Source organism: Rouxiella badensis (assembly GCF_002093665.1).
GTDB classification, from domain to species: Bacteria; Pseudomonadota; Gammaproteobacteria; order Enterobacterales; family Enterobacteriaceae; genus Rouxiella; species Rouxiella badensis.
The window spans coordinates 13,724-26,074 of sequence record NZ_MRWE01000051.1; the positions used below are offsets into that span (position 1 = coordinate 13,724).

Annotated in this window: 26 protein-coding genes; all 26 read right to left on the minus strand. The window is 49.2% G+C overall.

Going from position 1 to position 12,351, the window contains the following annotated elements; genetic code table 11:
- Window positions 1-118 precede the first annotated feature (118 nt).
- Entirely contained in the window at window positions 119-235 is a 117-nt protein-coding gene (gene rpmJ, locus BS640_RS20965; RefSeq protein WP_017493620.1) for a 50S ribosomal protein L36, read from the minus strand.
- Between the two features lie 33 nt (window positions 236-268).
- Window positions 269-1,600, minus strand: a complete 1,332-nt coding sequence (gene secY, locus BS640_RS20970; RefSeq protein ID WP_084913269.1) for a preprotein translocase subunit SecY — start codon at window positions 1,598-1,600, stop codon at window positions 269-271.
- 7 nt (window positions 1,601-1,607) lie between these two features.
- Complete coding sequence (gene rplO, locus BS640_RS20975; RefSeq protein ID WP_017493975.1) at window positions 1,608-2,042, minus strand: 50S ribosomal protein L15; 435 nt, start codon at window positions 2,040-2,042, stop codon at window positions 1,608-1,610.
- A 3-nt stretch (window positions 2,043-2,045) separates the two neighbouring features.
- On the minus strand, window positions 2,046-2,225 hold the full coding sequence (gene rpmD / locus BS640_RS20980) for a 50S ribosomal protein L30 (RefSeq protein ID WP_017493974.1): 180 nt from the start codon (window positions 2,223-2,225) through the stop codon (window positions 2,046-2,048).
- Between the two features lie 2 nt (window positions 2,226-2,227).
- Complete coding sequence (gene rpsE / locus BS640_RS20985) at window positions 2,228-2,731, minus strand: 30S ribosomal protein S5 (RefSeq protein ID WP_009639192.1); 504 nt, start codon at window positions 2,729-2,731, stop codon at window positions 2,228-2,230.
- Window positions 2,732-2,745: 14 nt separating this feature from the next.
- A complete protein-coding gene (rplR, locus tag BS640_RS20990) occupies window positions 2,746-3,099 on the minus strand; it encodes a 50S ribosomal protein L18 (RefSeq protein ID WP_017493973.1) in 354 nt (117 codons plus the stop codon).
- 9 nt (window positions 3,100-3,108) lie between these two features.
- A complete protein-coding gene (rplF, locus tag BS640_RS20995) occupies window positions 3,109-3,642 on the minus strand; it encodes a 50S ribosomal protein L6 (protein ID WP_017493972.1) in 534 nt (177 codons plus the stop codon).
- 13 nt (window positions 3,643-3,655) lie between these two features.
- A complete protein-coding gene (gene rpsH, locus BS640_RS21000; protein ID WP_017493971.1) occupies window positions 3,656-4,048 on the minus strand; it encodes a 30S ribosomal protein S8 in 393 nt (130 codons plus the stop codon).
- A 33-nt stretch (window positions 4,049-4,081) separates the two neighbouring features.
- On the minus strand, window positions 4,082-4,387 hold the full coding sequence (gene rpsN / locus BS640_RS21005; protein ID WP_017493970.1) for a 30S ribosomal protein S14: 306 nt from the start codon (window positions 4,385-4,387) through the stop codon (window positions 4,082-4,084).
- 13 nt (window positions 4,388-4,400) lie between these two features.
- Window positions 4,401-4,940, minus strand: a complete 540-nt coding sequence (gene rplE / locus BS640_RS21010) for a 50S ribosomal protein L5 (RefSeq protein ID WP_017493969.1) — start codon at window positions 4,938-4,940, stop codon at window positions 4,401-4,403.
- A gap of 14 nt (window positions 4,941-4,954) precedes the next feature.
- Entirely contained in the window at window positions 4,955-5,269 is a 315-nt protein-coding gene (gene rplX, locus BS640_RS21015; protein WP_017493968.1) for a 50S ribosomal protein L24, read from the minus strand.
- 10 nt (window positions 5,270-5,279) lie between these two features.
- Complete coding sequence (gene rplN / locus BS640_RS21020) at window positions 5,280-5,651, minus strand: 50S ribosomal protein L14 (RefSeq protein WP_008457164.1); 372 nt, start codon at window positions 5,649-5,651, stop codon at window positions 5,280-5,282.
- 173 nt (window positions 5,652-5,824) lie between these two features.
- Window positions 5,825-6,079 (minus strand): 30S ribosomal protein S17, encoded by a 255-nt coding sequence (rpsQ, locus tag BS640_RS21025; protein WP_009639185.1) that lies wholly within the window; start codon window positions 6,077-6,079, stop codon window positions 5,825-5,827.
- Entirely contained in the window at window positions 6,079-6,270 is a 192-nt protein-coding gene (rpmC, locus tag BS640_RS21030; RefSeq protein ID WP_017493967.1) for a 50S ribosomal protein L29, read from the minus strand. Before rpmC ends, rpsQ begins: the two co-directional genes overlap by 1 nt.
- Window positions 6,270-6,680: a 50S ribosomal protein L16 gene (gene rplP / locus BS640_RS21035; protein ID WP_009639183.1), complete on the minus strand. Its 411-nt coding sequence runs from the start codon at window positions 6,678-6,680 to the stop codon at window positions 6,270-6,272. Before rplP ends, rpmC begins: the two co-directional genes overlap by 1 nt.
- 12 nt (window positions 6,681-6,692) lie before the next feature.
- Window positions 6,693-7,391: a 30S ribosomal protein S3 gene (gene rpsC, locus BS640_RS21040; protein WP_017493966.1), complete on the minus strand. Its 699-nt coding sequence runs from the start codon at window positions 7,389-7,391 to the stop codon at window positions 6,693-6,695.
- Between the two features lie 17 nt (window positions 7,392-7,408).
- Complete coding sequence (rplV, locus tag BS640_RS21045) at window positions 7,409-7,741, minus strand: 50S ribosomal protein L22 (RefSeq protein ID WP_004391423.1); 333 nt, start codon at window positions 7,739-7,741, stop codon at window positions 7,409-7,411.
- A 14-nt stretch (window positions 7,742-7,755) separates the two neighbouring features.
- Window positions 7,756-8,034: a 30S ribosomal protein S19 gene (gene rpsS, locus BS640_RS21050; RefSeq protein WP_004929772.1), complete on the minus strand. Its 279-nt coding sequence runs from the start codon at window positions 8,032-8,034 to the stop codon at window positions 7,756-7,758.
- A 14-nt stretch (window positions 8,035-8,048) separates the two neighbouring features.
- Window positions 8,049-8,873 (minus strand): 50S ribosomal protein L2, encoded by an 825-nt coding sequence (rplB, locus tag BS640_RS21055; RefSeq protein ID WP_017493965.1) that lies wholly within the window; start codon window positions 8,871-8,873, stop codon window positions 8,049-8,051.
- Window positions 8,874-8,891: 18 nt separating this feature from the next.
- Entirely contained in the window at window positions 8,892-9,194 is a 303-nt protein-coding gene (rplW, locus tag BS640_RS21060) for a 50S ribosomal protein L23 (protein WP_009639178.1), read from the minus strand.
- The gene (rplD, locus tag BS640_RS21065; protein ID WP_017493964.1) at window positions 9,191-9,796 is read right to left on the minus strand and encodes a 50S ribosomal protein L4; all 606 of its coding nucleotides are present in this window, start codon (window positions 9,794-9,796) and stop codon (window positions 9,191-9,193) included. Before rplD ends, rplW begins: the two co-directional genes overlap by 4 nt.
- A gap of 16 nt (window positions 9,797-9,812) precedes the next feature.
- Window positions 9,813-10,442 carry a 50S ribosomal protein L3 gene (rplC, locus tag BS640_RS21070; RefSeq protein WP_017493963.1) on the minus strand — a complete coding sequence of 210 codons (630 nt, stop codon included), beginning with the start codon at window positions 10,440-10,442 and terminating at the stop codon, window positions 9,813-9,815.
- Between the two features lie 33 nt (window positions 10,443-10,475).
- Window positions 10,476-10,787, minus strand: coding sequence for a 30S ribosomal protein S10 (gene rpsJ, locus BS640_RS21075; protein ID WP_009639175.1), 312 nt, complete (start codon window positions 10,785-10,787; stop codon window positions 10,476-10,478).
- 531 nt (window positions 10,788-11,318) lie between these two features.
- Window positions 11,319-11,810, minus strand: coding sequence for a bacterioferritin (gene bfr / locus BS640_RS21080; protein WP_017493962.1), 492 nt, complete (start codon window positions 11,808-11,810; stop codon window positions 11,319-11,321).
- Window positions 11,811-11,886: 76 nt separating this feature from the next.
- Complete coding sequence (gene bfd, locus BS640_RS21085; RefSeq protein WP_017493961.1) at window positions 11,887-12,081, minus strand: bacterioferritin-associated ferredoxin; 195 nt, start codon at window positions 12,079-12,081, stop codon at window positions 11,887-11,889.
- A 158-nt stretch (window positions 12,082-12,239) separates the two neighbouring features.
- The coding region (locus tag BS640_RS21090; RefSeq protein ID WP_072269979.1) for an EF-Tu C-terminal domain-related protein at window positions 12,240-12,351 on the minus strand (112 nt) is incomplete at its 5' end.

Below are 12,351 nucleotides of genomic sequence, written 5' to 3' on the forward strand. Positions count from 1 at the left end.
ACCATTCTGAAAAGCCCGTTTTCAGGATACTCAAATAGTGATGCAGCTTACATACAAAAGATTGGCTGGCTAATCTAGCCAGCTCAACCCAACTTTGCAAGAAAAATATGCGAGATAATCAGCCTTGACGCTGTTTATGCTTCGGCTCGGCGCTGCAGATTACGCGAACGACACCGTTACGCTTAACAACTTTGCAGTTACGACATAATTTCTTGACGGAAGCACGAACTTTCATTTTTACTCTCCGTTACTTCGCAAACTCACCAGATTAGCGATTATAGCCTTTCAGGTTTGCTTTCTTCAGCGCAGACTCATACTGACTTGACATCATCAGAGTTTGCACTTGAGCCATAAAGTCCATGATGACGACCACTACGATGAGCAGTGATGTACCGCCAAAGTAGAATGGAACTTTCATTGCATCACGCATGAACTCCGGGATAAGGCAGATGAAAGTAATATACAACGCACCAACCAAGGTCAGGCGGGTCATTACTTTATCAATATACTTCGCCGTTTGCTCTCCCGGACGAATTCCTGGTACAAATGCACCGGACTTCTTCAGGTTATCTGCTGTCTCACGCGGGTTGAAAACCAACGCAGTATAAAAGAAACAGAAGAAGATGATTGCAGTAGCATAGAGTAACACATAAAGCGGTTGCCCAGGCTGCAAATACAGCGAAATTGTTGTCAGCCAGTTCCAACCGGTTCCGCCACCGAACCATGATGCTATCGTGGCCGGGAACAGAATGATGCTGGAAGCAAAGATAGCAGGTATTACGCCCGCCATGTTTACTTTCAACGGTAAGTGTGTGCTCTGTGCTGCATAAACACGACGACCTTGTTGACGTTTGGCATAGTTAACGACGATACGACGTTGACCACGTTCCATAAACACAACAAAGAACGTCACTGCAAACACTAAGACTGCAACCAACAGCAACAGGAGGAAGTGCAGGTCGCCTTGTCTAGCTTGTTCGATAGTATGACCAACGGCTGGCGGGAGACCCGCTACGATACCAGCAAAGATTATAATCGAAATACCGTTACCGATACCACGCTCAGTAATCTGCTCACCTAGCCACATCAGGAACATTGTCCCGGTAACCAGGCTCACGACTGCAGTAAAGTAGAATGAAAGGCCTGGGTTTAATACCAGACCTTGCATACCAGGCATATTCGGTAAACCGGTAGCAATACCGATCGACTGGAATACGGCCAAAACCAGCGTACCGTAGCGGGTGTACTGGCTAATCTTACGACGGCCAGCCTCCCCTTCTTTCTTAATTTCTGCCAGCGCTGGATGAACCACCGTTAACAGCTGGATAATAATCGATGCCGAAATATACGGCATGATCCCCAGAGCAAAGATCGAAGCACGGCTGAGAGCACCACCAGAGAACATGTTAAACATTTCAATGATGGTGCCTCTTTGCTGCTCGAGCAATTTAGCAAGTACAGCGGCATCAATACCAGGGATCGGAATAAAAGAGCCGATACGGAAAACGATTAGCGCACCGATAACAAACAAAAGTCTGCGCTTCAGCTCGCCAAGTCCACCTTTAGCACTTTGAAAATCTAATCCCGGTTGCTTTGCCATCTGCTACTTATTCCTCTATTTTACCGCCAGCAGCTTCGATAGCAGCACGAGCGCCTTTGGTGACACGCAGACCACGTACGGTAACCGGACGAGCGACTTCGCCTGAAAGGATTACTTTCACGAATTCGATCTGGATACCAACTACGTTAGCGGCTTTCAGCGTGTTCAGGTCGATAACGTCGCCTTCGATCAGAGCCAGTTCAGACAGACGAACTTCTGCCGTGATCATAGCTTTGCGAGAGGTGAAGCCGAATTTCGGCAAACGACGATATAAAGGCATCTGACCACCTTCAAACCCGCGACGTACGCCACCGCCAGAACGTGAGTTCTGACCTTTGTGACCACGGCCGCCGGTTTTACCCAGGCCAGAACCAATACCACGACCTACACGCCTAGGCGCTTGCTTGGCACCATCAGCCGGAGACAGAGTATTTAAACGCATCTCTTACTCCTCAACCTTAACCATGTAGGAAACAAGATTGATCATACCGCGTACAGCAGGAGTATCCTCGCGCTCTACGGTGTGACCAATACGACGCAGACCTAAACCAGTCAGAGTTTGCTTGTGTTTCGGCAAACGACCGATGCTGCTTTTTGTTTGAGTTACTTTAATAGTCTTTGCCATGGTTATTTCCCTAGAATTTCTTCGACGGACTTACCACGCTTGGCAGCGACCATTTCGGGGGACTTCATATCTTCCAGAGCTGCGATAGTTGCACGAACCACGTTAATCGGGTTAGTAGAACCATAAGCTTTGGCTAATACGTTGTGTACCCCTGCGACTTCCAGGACGGCGCGCATTGCACCACCGGCGATAATACCGGTACCTTCGGAAGCCGGCTGCATGAACACGCGAGAACCCGTGTGAGCACCTTTAACAGGGTGCTGCAGGGTGCCGCTGTTCAGCGCGACATTCAACATGTTGCGACGGGCTTTCTCCATCGCTTTCTGGATCGCTGCCGGAACTTCGCGTGCTTTGCCGTAGCCAAAACCAACGCGACCGTTACCATCACCAACTACTGTCAGTGCGGTAAAGCTGAAAATACGGCCACCTTTTACGGTTTTGGATACGCGGTTTACCGCGATCAGCTTTTCCTGCAGTTCGCCAGCTTGTTTTTCGATGTGTGACATCTTACACCTCTACCTTAGAACTGAAGGCCAGCTTCACGGGCAGCATCTGCCAGTGCCTGGACTCGACCATGATATTGGAAACCAGAACGGTCAAAGGAAACTTTCGAAATCCCTTTTTCCAATGCGCGTTCAGCAATAGCTTTACCTACAGCAGTCGCAGCATCTTTGTTACCGGTATACTTCAATTGCTCAGTAATAGCTTTTTCTACTGTAGAAGCAGATGCAATTACTTCAGAACCGTTAGGTGCAATCACCTGTGCGTAAATATGACGCGGGGTACGATGTACCACCAGACGTGTCGCACCCAGTTCTTTGAGCTTGCGGCGTGCGCGGGTCGCACGACGGATACGAGCAGATTTCTTATCCATAGTGTTACCTTACTTCTTCTTAGCCTCTTTGGTACGCACGACTTCGTCGGCGTAACGGACACCTTTGCCTTTATAAGGCTCAGGACGACGGTAGGCACGTAAGTCTGCAGCAACCTGACCAATCACCTGCTTATCAGCGCCTTTCAGCACGATTTCAGTTTGAGTTGGACATTCTGCAGTAATGCCTGCCGGCAGCTGGTGCTCGACCGGGTGAGAGAAGCCCAGGGCCAAACTCACCGCGTTGCCTTTAATGGCAGCACGATAACCAACACCAACCAGTTGAAGCTTTTTAGTGAAGCCGTCGGTAACACCTACAACCATTGCGTTCAACAGTGCACGAGTGGTACCCGCTTGGGCCCATGCGTTTGCAAAACCGTCGCGCGGAGCGAAGGTCAGTGCGTTTTCTTCCTGTTTAACTTCAACGGCGTCATGGATAGTACGTGACAGCTCGCCGTTTTTACCCTTAATCGTAATAACCTGACCGTTGAGTTTTACCTCTACGCCGGCAGGAATGACGACGGGTGCTTTTGCAACACGAGACATGCTTTCCTCCCGATTAAGCTACGTAGCAGATAATCTCGCCACCAAGACCAGCCTGGCGAGCTGCACGATCAGTCATAACACCTTTAGAGGTAGAAATAACAGCGATACCCAAACCGGCCATTACCTTTGGCAGCTCATCTTTTTTCTTGTAGATGCGCAGACCAGGACGGCTGATACGTTGAATGCTCTCTACCACAGCCTTGCCCTGGAAGTACTTCAGTACTAATTCCAGTTCAGGTTTGGCGTCGCCTTCGATTTTAAATTCTTCAATATAGCCTTCTTCTTTAAGCACGTTGGCAATTGCCACTTTCAGCTTAGAGGAAGGCATGGTGACCGCAACTTTGTTCGCGGCCTGACCGTTACGGATACGGGTCAGCATATCCGCGATCGGATCTTGCATGCTCATCTGTCATTACTCCCGTGATTCAATTGGTGACAATTACCAGCTAGCCTTTTTAAGACCCGGAATTTCACCGCGCATAGCGGCTTCACGGACCTTAATACGGCTCAACCCGAACTTCCGCAAGAAAGCGTGCGGACGACCAGTTTGACGGCAGCGGTTACGCTGACGAGACGGGCTGGAATCACGCGGCAGAGTCTGCAGCTTCAGAACGGCATCCCAACGATCTTCGTCGGAAGCGTTCACGTTAGAGATAGTCGCTTTCAGTTCAGCGCGTTTAGCGAAGAACTTGTCAGCCAGTTTCACGCGTTTGACTTCGCGTGCTTTCATGGATTGCTTAGCCATTAGTAACCCTACCTTACTTGCGGAACGGGAAGTTAAAGGCAGCCAGCAGAGCGCGGCCTTCATCATCGGATTTCGCAGTAGTGGTGATGGTAATATCCAAACCACGAACGCGATCGACTTTGTCATAGTCGATTTCCGGGAAGATGATCTGTTCACGCACGCCCATGCTGTAGTTACCACGGCCATCGAATGACTTAGCGGACAAGCCACGGAAGTCACGGATACGCGGTACAGCAATAGAGATCAGACGCTCAAAGAATTCCCACATGCGTTCGCCACGCAGGGTTACTTTACAGCCGATCGGATAGCCCTGACGGATTTTGAAGCCTGCAACTGATTTGCGTGCTTTGGTGATGAACGGCTTTTGACCGGAGATAGCTGCCAAGTCAGCTGCTGCGTTATCCAGCAGTTTCTTGTCAGCGATCGCTTCACCAACACCCATGTTCAGGGTGATCTTCTCGACCCGAGGGACTTGCATGACAGAATTGTAATTAAACTCAGACATGAGTTTCTTTACGACATCGTCTTTGTAGTAATCATGCAGTTTCGCCATCGTACTACTCCAAATTACTTGATAGTTACGCTGTTAGACTTGAAGAAACGGACTTTTTTACCGTCTTCGAATCTAAAGCCTACACGGTCAGCCTTACCGGTTGCCGCGTTGAAGATTGCAACGTTAGAAACCTGAATAGCAGCTTCTTTTTCAACGATGCCACCTGGTTGGTTCAGGGCCGGTACAGGCTTCTGATGTTTCTTAACCAGGTTGATACCTTCAACAATGACCTTTCCAGAAGACAGGACATTTTTTACTTTACCACGCTTACCTTTATCTTTACCGGTAAGCAGGATAACTTCGTCATCACGACGGATTTTCGCTGCCATGGTTCGCTCCTTAGAGTACTTCTGGTGCCAGAGAGATAATTTTCATGAACTTCTCATTACGCAGTTCACGAGTTACCGGCCCAAAAATACGCGTGCCGATTGGCTGCTCGCTGTTATTATTTAAAATAACGCATGCATTGCCATCGAAGCGAATGACAGAACCGTCCGGGCGACGAACACCCTTCTTGGTGCGCACCACTACCGCCTTCAGCACGTCGCCTTTCTTCACCTTACCGCGAGGAATTGCTTCCTTGATGGTAATTTTGATGATATCGCCAACGCCTGCGTAGCGACGGTGCGAGCCACCCAGAACCTTGATACACATTACGCGACGTGCACCGGAGTTGTCGGCCACGGTCAGCATAGTCTGTTCTTGGATCATGTTAGTGCTCCGCTAATGTCAACTACAACTTTAAGACCTAGGAATATAGGCCATTAAGAAATCCCCACAAATGAGGGCGCGGCATTATAACACCGGTTGCTCATTATGGGTAGAAAAAATAAACGGCCCAGGTCTCCATGAGCCGCTTATTCATTTTCGAGTTTGCGATTCTATTACAGAATTGCTTTCTCTACAACGCGAACCAGTGTCCAAGACTTAGTCTTAGACAGCGGACGGCATTCGCTAATTTCAACGACGTCGCCGATACCGCATTCGTTGTTCTCGTCATGTACGTGCAGCTTAGTCGTACGCTTGATGAATTTACCGTAGATTGGGTGTTTCACGAAACGCTCAATCGCAACAACGATAGATTTTTCCATCTTGTCACTGATCACACGACCTTGCAGAGTACGGATCTTGTCACTCATTACGCGCCCGCCTTCTCAGTCAGTAAAGTCTTCACACGTGCTACGTCACGACGCACTTGCTTCAACGTGTGTGTTTGCTGCAGCTGGCCGCTGGCCGTTTGCATGCGCAGGTTGAACTGCTCACGCAACAGGTTCAGAAGCTCAGTGTTCAGCTCTTCCACGCTCTTTTCACGCAGCTCTTTTGCTTTCATTACATCACCGTCTTAGTTACAAAGGTGGTTTTAATAGGCAGTTTCGCTGCTGCAAGCTGGAATGCTTCACGCGCCAGCTCTTCAGGCACACCGTCCATTTCGTACAGGACTTTACCAGGCTGGATCAGGGCAACCCAATACTCCACGTTACCCTTACCTTTACCCATACGAACTTCAAGTGGCTTCTCGGTGATTGGTTTGTCCGGGAATACACGGATCCAAATCTTACCTTGACGCTTAACTGCACGGGTCATCGCACGACGTGCTGCTTCAATTTGACGAGCAGTCAGGCGACCACGGCCAACAGCTTTCAGACCGTAAGTGCCGAAGCTCACATCCGTACCTTGCGCAAGACCACGGTTGCGGCCCTTGTGCACCTTACGGAATTTTGTACGCTTTGGTTGTAACATCAGCGACTCTCCTTACTTGCGGCCTTTACGCTGCTGCTTTTTAGGTTGAGCAGCCGGTTCCGGTTGTTCAACTGCAGCCATACCACCCAGGATCTCACCTTTGAAGATCCATACCTTAACGCCGATTACACCATAAGTGGTGTGCGCTTCAGATGTGTTGTAATCGATATCCGCACGCAGAGTATGCAGTGGAACACGACCTTCACGGTACCATTCGGTACGCGCGATTTCAGCACCGCCAAGACGGCCGCTTACTTCAACTTTGATACCTTTAGCGCCAAGACGCATTGCGTTCTGTACAGCACGCTTCATTGCACGACGGAACATAACGCGACGTTCCAGCTGTGAAGTGATGCTGTCAGCAACCAATTTAGCGTCGAGTTCCGGTTTACGGATTTCGGCGATGTTAATCTGTGCAGGAACGCCAGCGATATCCGCTACGACCTTACGCAGTTTTTCGACATCTTCACCTTTCTTGCCGATAACGATGCCAGGACGAGCGGTGTGAATAGTCACACGGATGCTCTTCGCTGGACGCTCGATAACGATGCGAGAAACGGAAGCTTTCGACAGTTCTTTAGTCAAGAACTGACGAACTTTAAAGTCGCTGTCCAGGTTGTCAGCGAATTCTTTGGTATTCGCGTACCAGGTAGAATTCCAAGGTTTGACAATACCTAGGCGAATACCATTAGGATGTACTTTCTGACCCATTGCTAGTCTCCAGAGTCTCAGCGATCGGACACAACCACAGTAATGTGGCTGGTGCGCTTCAGAATGCGATCTGCACGACCTTTAGCACGCGGCATAATGCGCTTCATGCTTGGGCCTTCGTCTACGAAAATTTTCGTGACTTTCAGATCATCGATGTCAGCGCCATCGTTGTGTTCTGCGTTAGCAATGGCAGACTCCAGTACCTTCTTAACCAGACCAGCAGCTTTCTTGTTGGTGTAGGCCAGAGTTTCCAGAGCTTGCGACACTTTCTTACCGCGGATCAGGTCTGCAACAAGGCGAACCTTCTGAGCAGAAGAACGAGCGTGGCGATGTTTAGCGATAGTTTCCATCTCTTCCTCCTACCTTAGCGCTTTTTAGCTTTTTTATCAGCCGCATGGCCGCGATAAGTACGAGTCGGCGCGAATTCACCCAGCTTGTGACCGACCATTTCATCGGAAACAAACACTGGTACGTGCTGACGACCATTATGGACAGCGATGGTCAAACCGATCATGTTAGGAAAGATCGTTGAACGACGGGACCAAGTGCGCAAAGGCTTCTTGTCACCGCTTTCCACCGCTTTCTCTACCTTCTTCAGCAAGTGCAGGTCAATAAAAGGACCTTTCTTGAGAGAACGTGGCATGGCTTATCCTCTAATTATTTTTTGCTACGGCGACGTACGATGAACTTGTCAGTACGCTTGTTGCTACGGGTCTTCTTACCTTTGGTCTGAACGCCCCATGGTGTTACTGGGTGTTTACCAAAGTTACGACCTTCACCACCACCGTGTGGGTGATCGACTGGGTTCATCGCAGTACCGCGAACGGTAGGACGAATACCACGCCAACGTGCAGCACCTGCTTTACCCAGAACGCGAAGCATATGTTCAGAGTTACCAACTTCACCCATGGTGGCGCGGCAGTCGATCTGAACTTTACGCATTTCGCCAGAGCGCAGACGCAGAGTTACGTAGGAACCATCACGAGCAACGATCTGAACGTAGGCACCAGCAGAACGAGCCAGCTGGCCGCCTTTACCTGGTTTCATTTCTACGTTGTGAACCGTTGAACCTACTGGGATGTTGCGCATCGGAAGGGTGTTACCCACTTTGATTGCAGCATCAACGCCAGATTGGATCTGGTCACCCACTTTCAGGCCTTTCGGCGCCAGGATGTAACGGCGTTCGCCGTCTTTGTACAGAACCAGCGCGATGTTCGCGGAACGGTTCGGATCGTACTCCAGACGCTCAACCACTGCAGCGACACCGTCTTTGTTGCGTTTGAAGTCAACCAGACGATAGTGTTGCTTGTGGCCACCACCGATATGACGGGTGGTGATACGGCCATTGTTGTTACGGCCACCGCTTTTGCTCAATTTCTCAAGCAGCGGAGCAAAAGGTTTACCCTTGTGCAGCTCAGGGTTAACCACTTTAACAACGTGGCGACGACCCGGAGATGTAGGTTTACATTTAACAATTGCCATTGTTCTTACTCCTCCGACTTACTCTGCGCCGCTGATGAAGTCCAGATTCTGGCCTTCTTTCAGGGTCACGTAAGCTTTTTTCCAGTCGCTACGACGACCAACACGCTGACCGTGACGTTTAGACTTGCCTTTAACCAGCAAGGTGTTAACGTCTTCGACTTCGACTTCAAACAGTTTCTTAACCGCAGCTTTGATTTCTGCTTTGGTCGCGTCGAGGGCAACTTTGAGTACGATGGTGTTGTTCTTTTCCATCGCAGCGGATGCTTTTTCAGAAACGTGCGGCGCGCGCAGCACTTTCAGCAGACGTTCTTCACGAATCATGCCAGCATCTCCTCAACTTGCTTAACTGCGTCAGCAGTCATAACCACTTTGTCGAAGGCGATCAGGCTTACTGGATCGATACCTGCTACATCGCGAACGTCAACCTTGTACAGGTTACGTGCGGCCAGGAACAGATTCTCGTCGACTTCGCCGGTTACAATCAGCACGTCTTCCAGAGCCATGTCTTTCAGTTTCTGTGCCAGCAGCTTAGTTTTAGGCGCTTCTACAGAGAACTTCTCGACAACGATCAAACGATCTTGACGTACCAGTTCGGACAGGATGCTTTTCAGCGCGCCGCGGTACATCTTTTTGTTTACTTTTTGACTGTGGTCCTGTGGCTTCGCAGCGAAGGTCACACCACCTGAACGCCAGATCGGGCTCTTAACAGAACCTGAACGCGCACGGCCGGTACCTTTCTGGCGCCATGGTTTCTTTCCAGAACCAGTTACTTCAGCACGGGTCTTCTGAGCGCGAGTACCTTGACGGGCACCTGCTGCATACGCAACAACAACCTGGTGTACCAGCGCTTCATTGAAATCACGCCCGAAGGTAGTTTCGGAAACAGTCAGCGCGCTCTGCGCGTCTTTCACTACTAATTCCATTCCTATCTCCTCGACGTTAAGCCTTAACAGCAGGTTTAACGATCAGGTTGCCACCGGTAGCACCCGGAACAGCACCCTTGACCAGCAGCAGGTTGCGCTCAGCGTCAACACGTACTACGTCCAGGCTTTGAACGGTTACACGCTCGTTACCCAGTTGGCCTGCCATTTTCTTGCCTTTGAACACTTTGCCCGGAGTCTGGTTCTGACCGATAGAACCCGGAACGCGGTGTGACAAGGAGTTACCGTGAGTAGCATCTTGAGTACGGAAGTTCCAGCGTTTAACAGTACCCGCGAAACCTTTACCTTTAGATGTACCAGTAACGTCTACTTTCTTAACGTCTGCGAAAATTTCAACGCTAATGTCTTGACCTGCAGTGAACTCTTCACCTTCTGCAAGGCGGAACTCCCACAGACCACGGCCAGCTTCTACGCCAGCTTTAGCGAAGTGACCCGCTTCTGGTTTGGTTACACGGTTAGCTTTTTTGCTACCAGTAGTAACTTGGACAGCGCGGTAACCGTCGTTTTCCAGATCTTTGATCTGAGTAACGCGGTTTGCTTCAATTTCGATAACGGTTACAGGGATAGAAACACCATCTTCTGTGAAGATGCGAGTCATACCCACTTTCTTACCGACTAAACCAATCATTGTTTCAACCTCTCAATCGCTCAATGACCCTGATTAACCCAGGCTGATCTGCACGTCTACACCAGCAGCCAGATCCAGACGCATCAGAGCATCAACGGTTTTCTCGGTTGGCTCAACGATGTCAACCAGACGCTTGTGAGTGCGAATCTCATACTGATCGCGCGCATCTTTATTGACGTGCGGAGAAATCAGAATGGTAAAGCGCTCTTTGCGGGTCGGCAGCGGGATTGGACCACGAACTTGCGCACCAGTGCGCTTCGCGGTCTCAACGATTTCCGCAGTTGATTGATCGATCAAACGATGATCAAACGCTTTCAGGCGGATACGGATTCTTTGGTTCTGCATGAGACCAGAGCTCCAATTATTTTAAACGTAAAATGATTACTCCTCGGTCCCATTTCGATTGATGGGAGAGTGTAATCGTTCTTCACATAACCCCCATATCGGGAGTATTGTTTGCCAGACGGTTATTTTGTCTGACAACTAATTCATATCGAATTAGGCTTACCAAGATTAGGTAAGCCCGCGCATTATACGTAACTCACCAAACATAGCAACCCCTCCTGACAATAAAGTGCGTTTATTTCGTACACCCTGCCCTTCTCGCGAGAGTGACACAGGTTGATAAACGGCATCTATGACCGCAGCTACGGGAGTTTTACAAATGGCGGCCTGAAGTAGCTGAATTGGGTTGGAGTATTTTCCCTTGGGGGCGATATCTGCGCCGACAGTGAGAATAGCGATGTTGGCACTGGGATTTTTCGGCTTGAGGAGGTGCTGTTGAGAAAGGCTAAGGGGAGTTTTATATCAGCCAGCGAGTATGCAGCCTGGCTGATCCCTTATGCATGGTCTGCGTAACGATTAAGTAAAGAGAGACTAGTGGGACGCTTTTGCTGATTCTTCTTTAATCTGGGTCTGAATGTAATTTTGAATACCCACGCGTCCTATCAGGTCAACCTCGGTTTCTATCCAGTCTATGTGGTGCTCTTCATCGGCCAAAATAGTAATCATCAGGTCGCGGCTTACATAGTCATGAATGGAATCGGCATAGGCAATGGCCTCACGTAAATCTTTGGCACCGTCGAGTTCAAGCACCAGATCAGACTTGAGCATCTCCTCAACGTCTTCACCGATATTAAGCTTGCCGAGATCTTGCAGATTGGGAATGCCCTCAAGGAACAGGATACGCTCGATGTAGATATCGGCGTGTTTCATTTCATCGATGGATTCATGGTATTCAATGCCGTTAAGTCGCATTAAACCCCAGTTCTTGAACATTCTGGCGTGAAGAAAATACTGATTGATGGCAACAAGCTCGTTTCCAAGCAACTTGTTGAGGTGCGAAATCATTTTGGTATCGCCTTTCATAGGAATCCCCTCCGCTATAGGTTCTAAGAGTGTAGAACCACTTAGCAAAGAGTGAAAGAAATACCCCTACTAATTATCAGGCGACCTCGATGATGTAAGTGGCGTTATCTTGCTCCTCTACCAAGATCTCCCTGGCTTGTCTGATGCATTTACCACAGTCAGTCCCAATCGGGCAAAGTTGGCGAAGCTCTTTCATCGTTTGTGGCTGATGCTGTTGAACGACTTTGCGGATCACTTTATCAGTGACTGCGTTACACAAACACACGTACATACGGGAACTCAATATTCAATCAATTCACATAACTGTAAATGAGAATCGTTTTTATTTCAATTCTGTTTGTAGAAATTTACATTGTCACTTCTGCTGAAAACGGGCAAAAAAAAAGGGTGCCTAAGCACCCTCTTTTATATTCCTAAATTTATCAGCGATTAAGCGATAACTTTAGCAACAACACCAGCGCCTACAGTACGGCCGCCTTCACGGATTGCGAAACGCAGACCGTCATCCATCGCGATTGGGTGGATCAGGGTAACAACCATG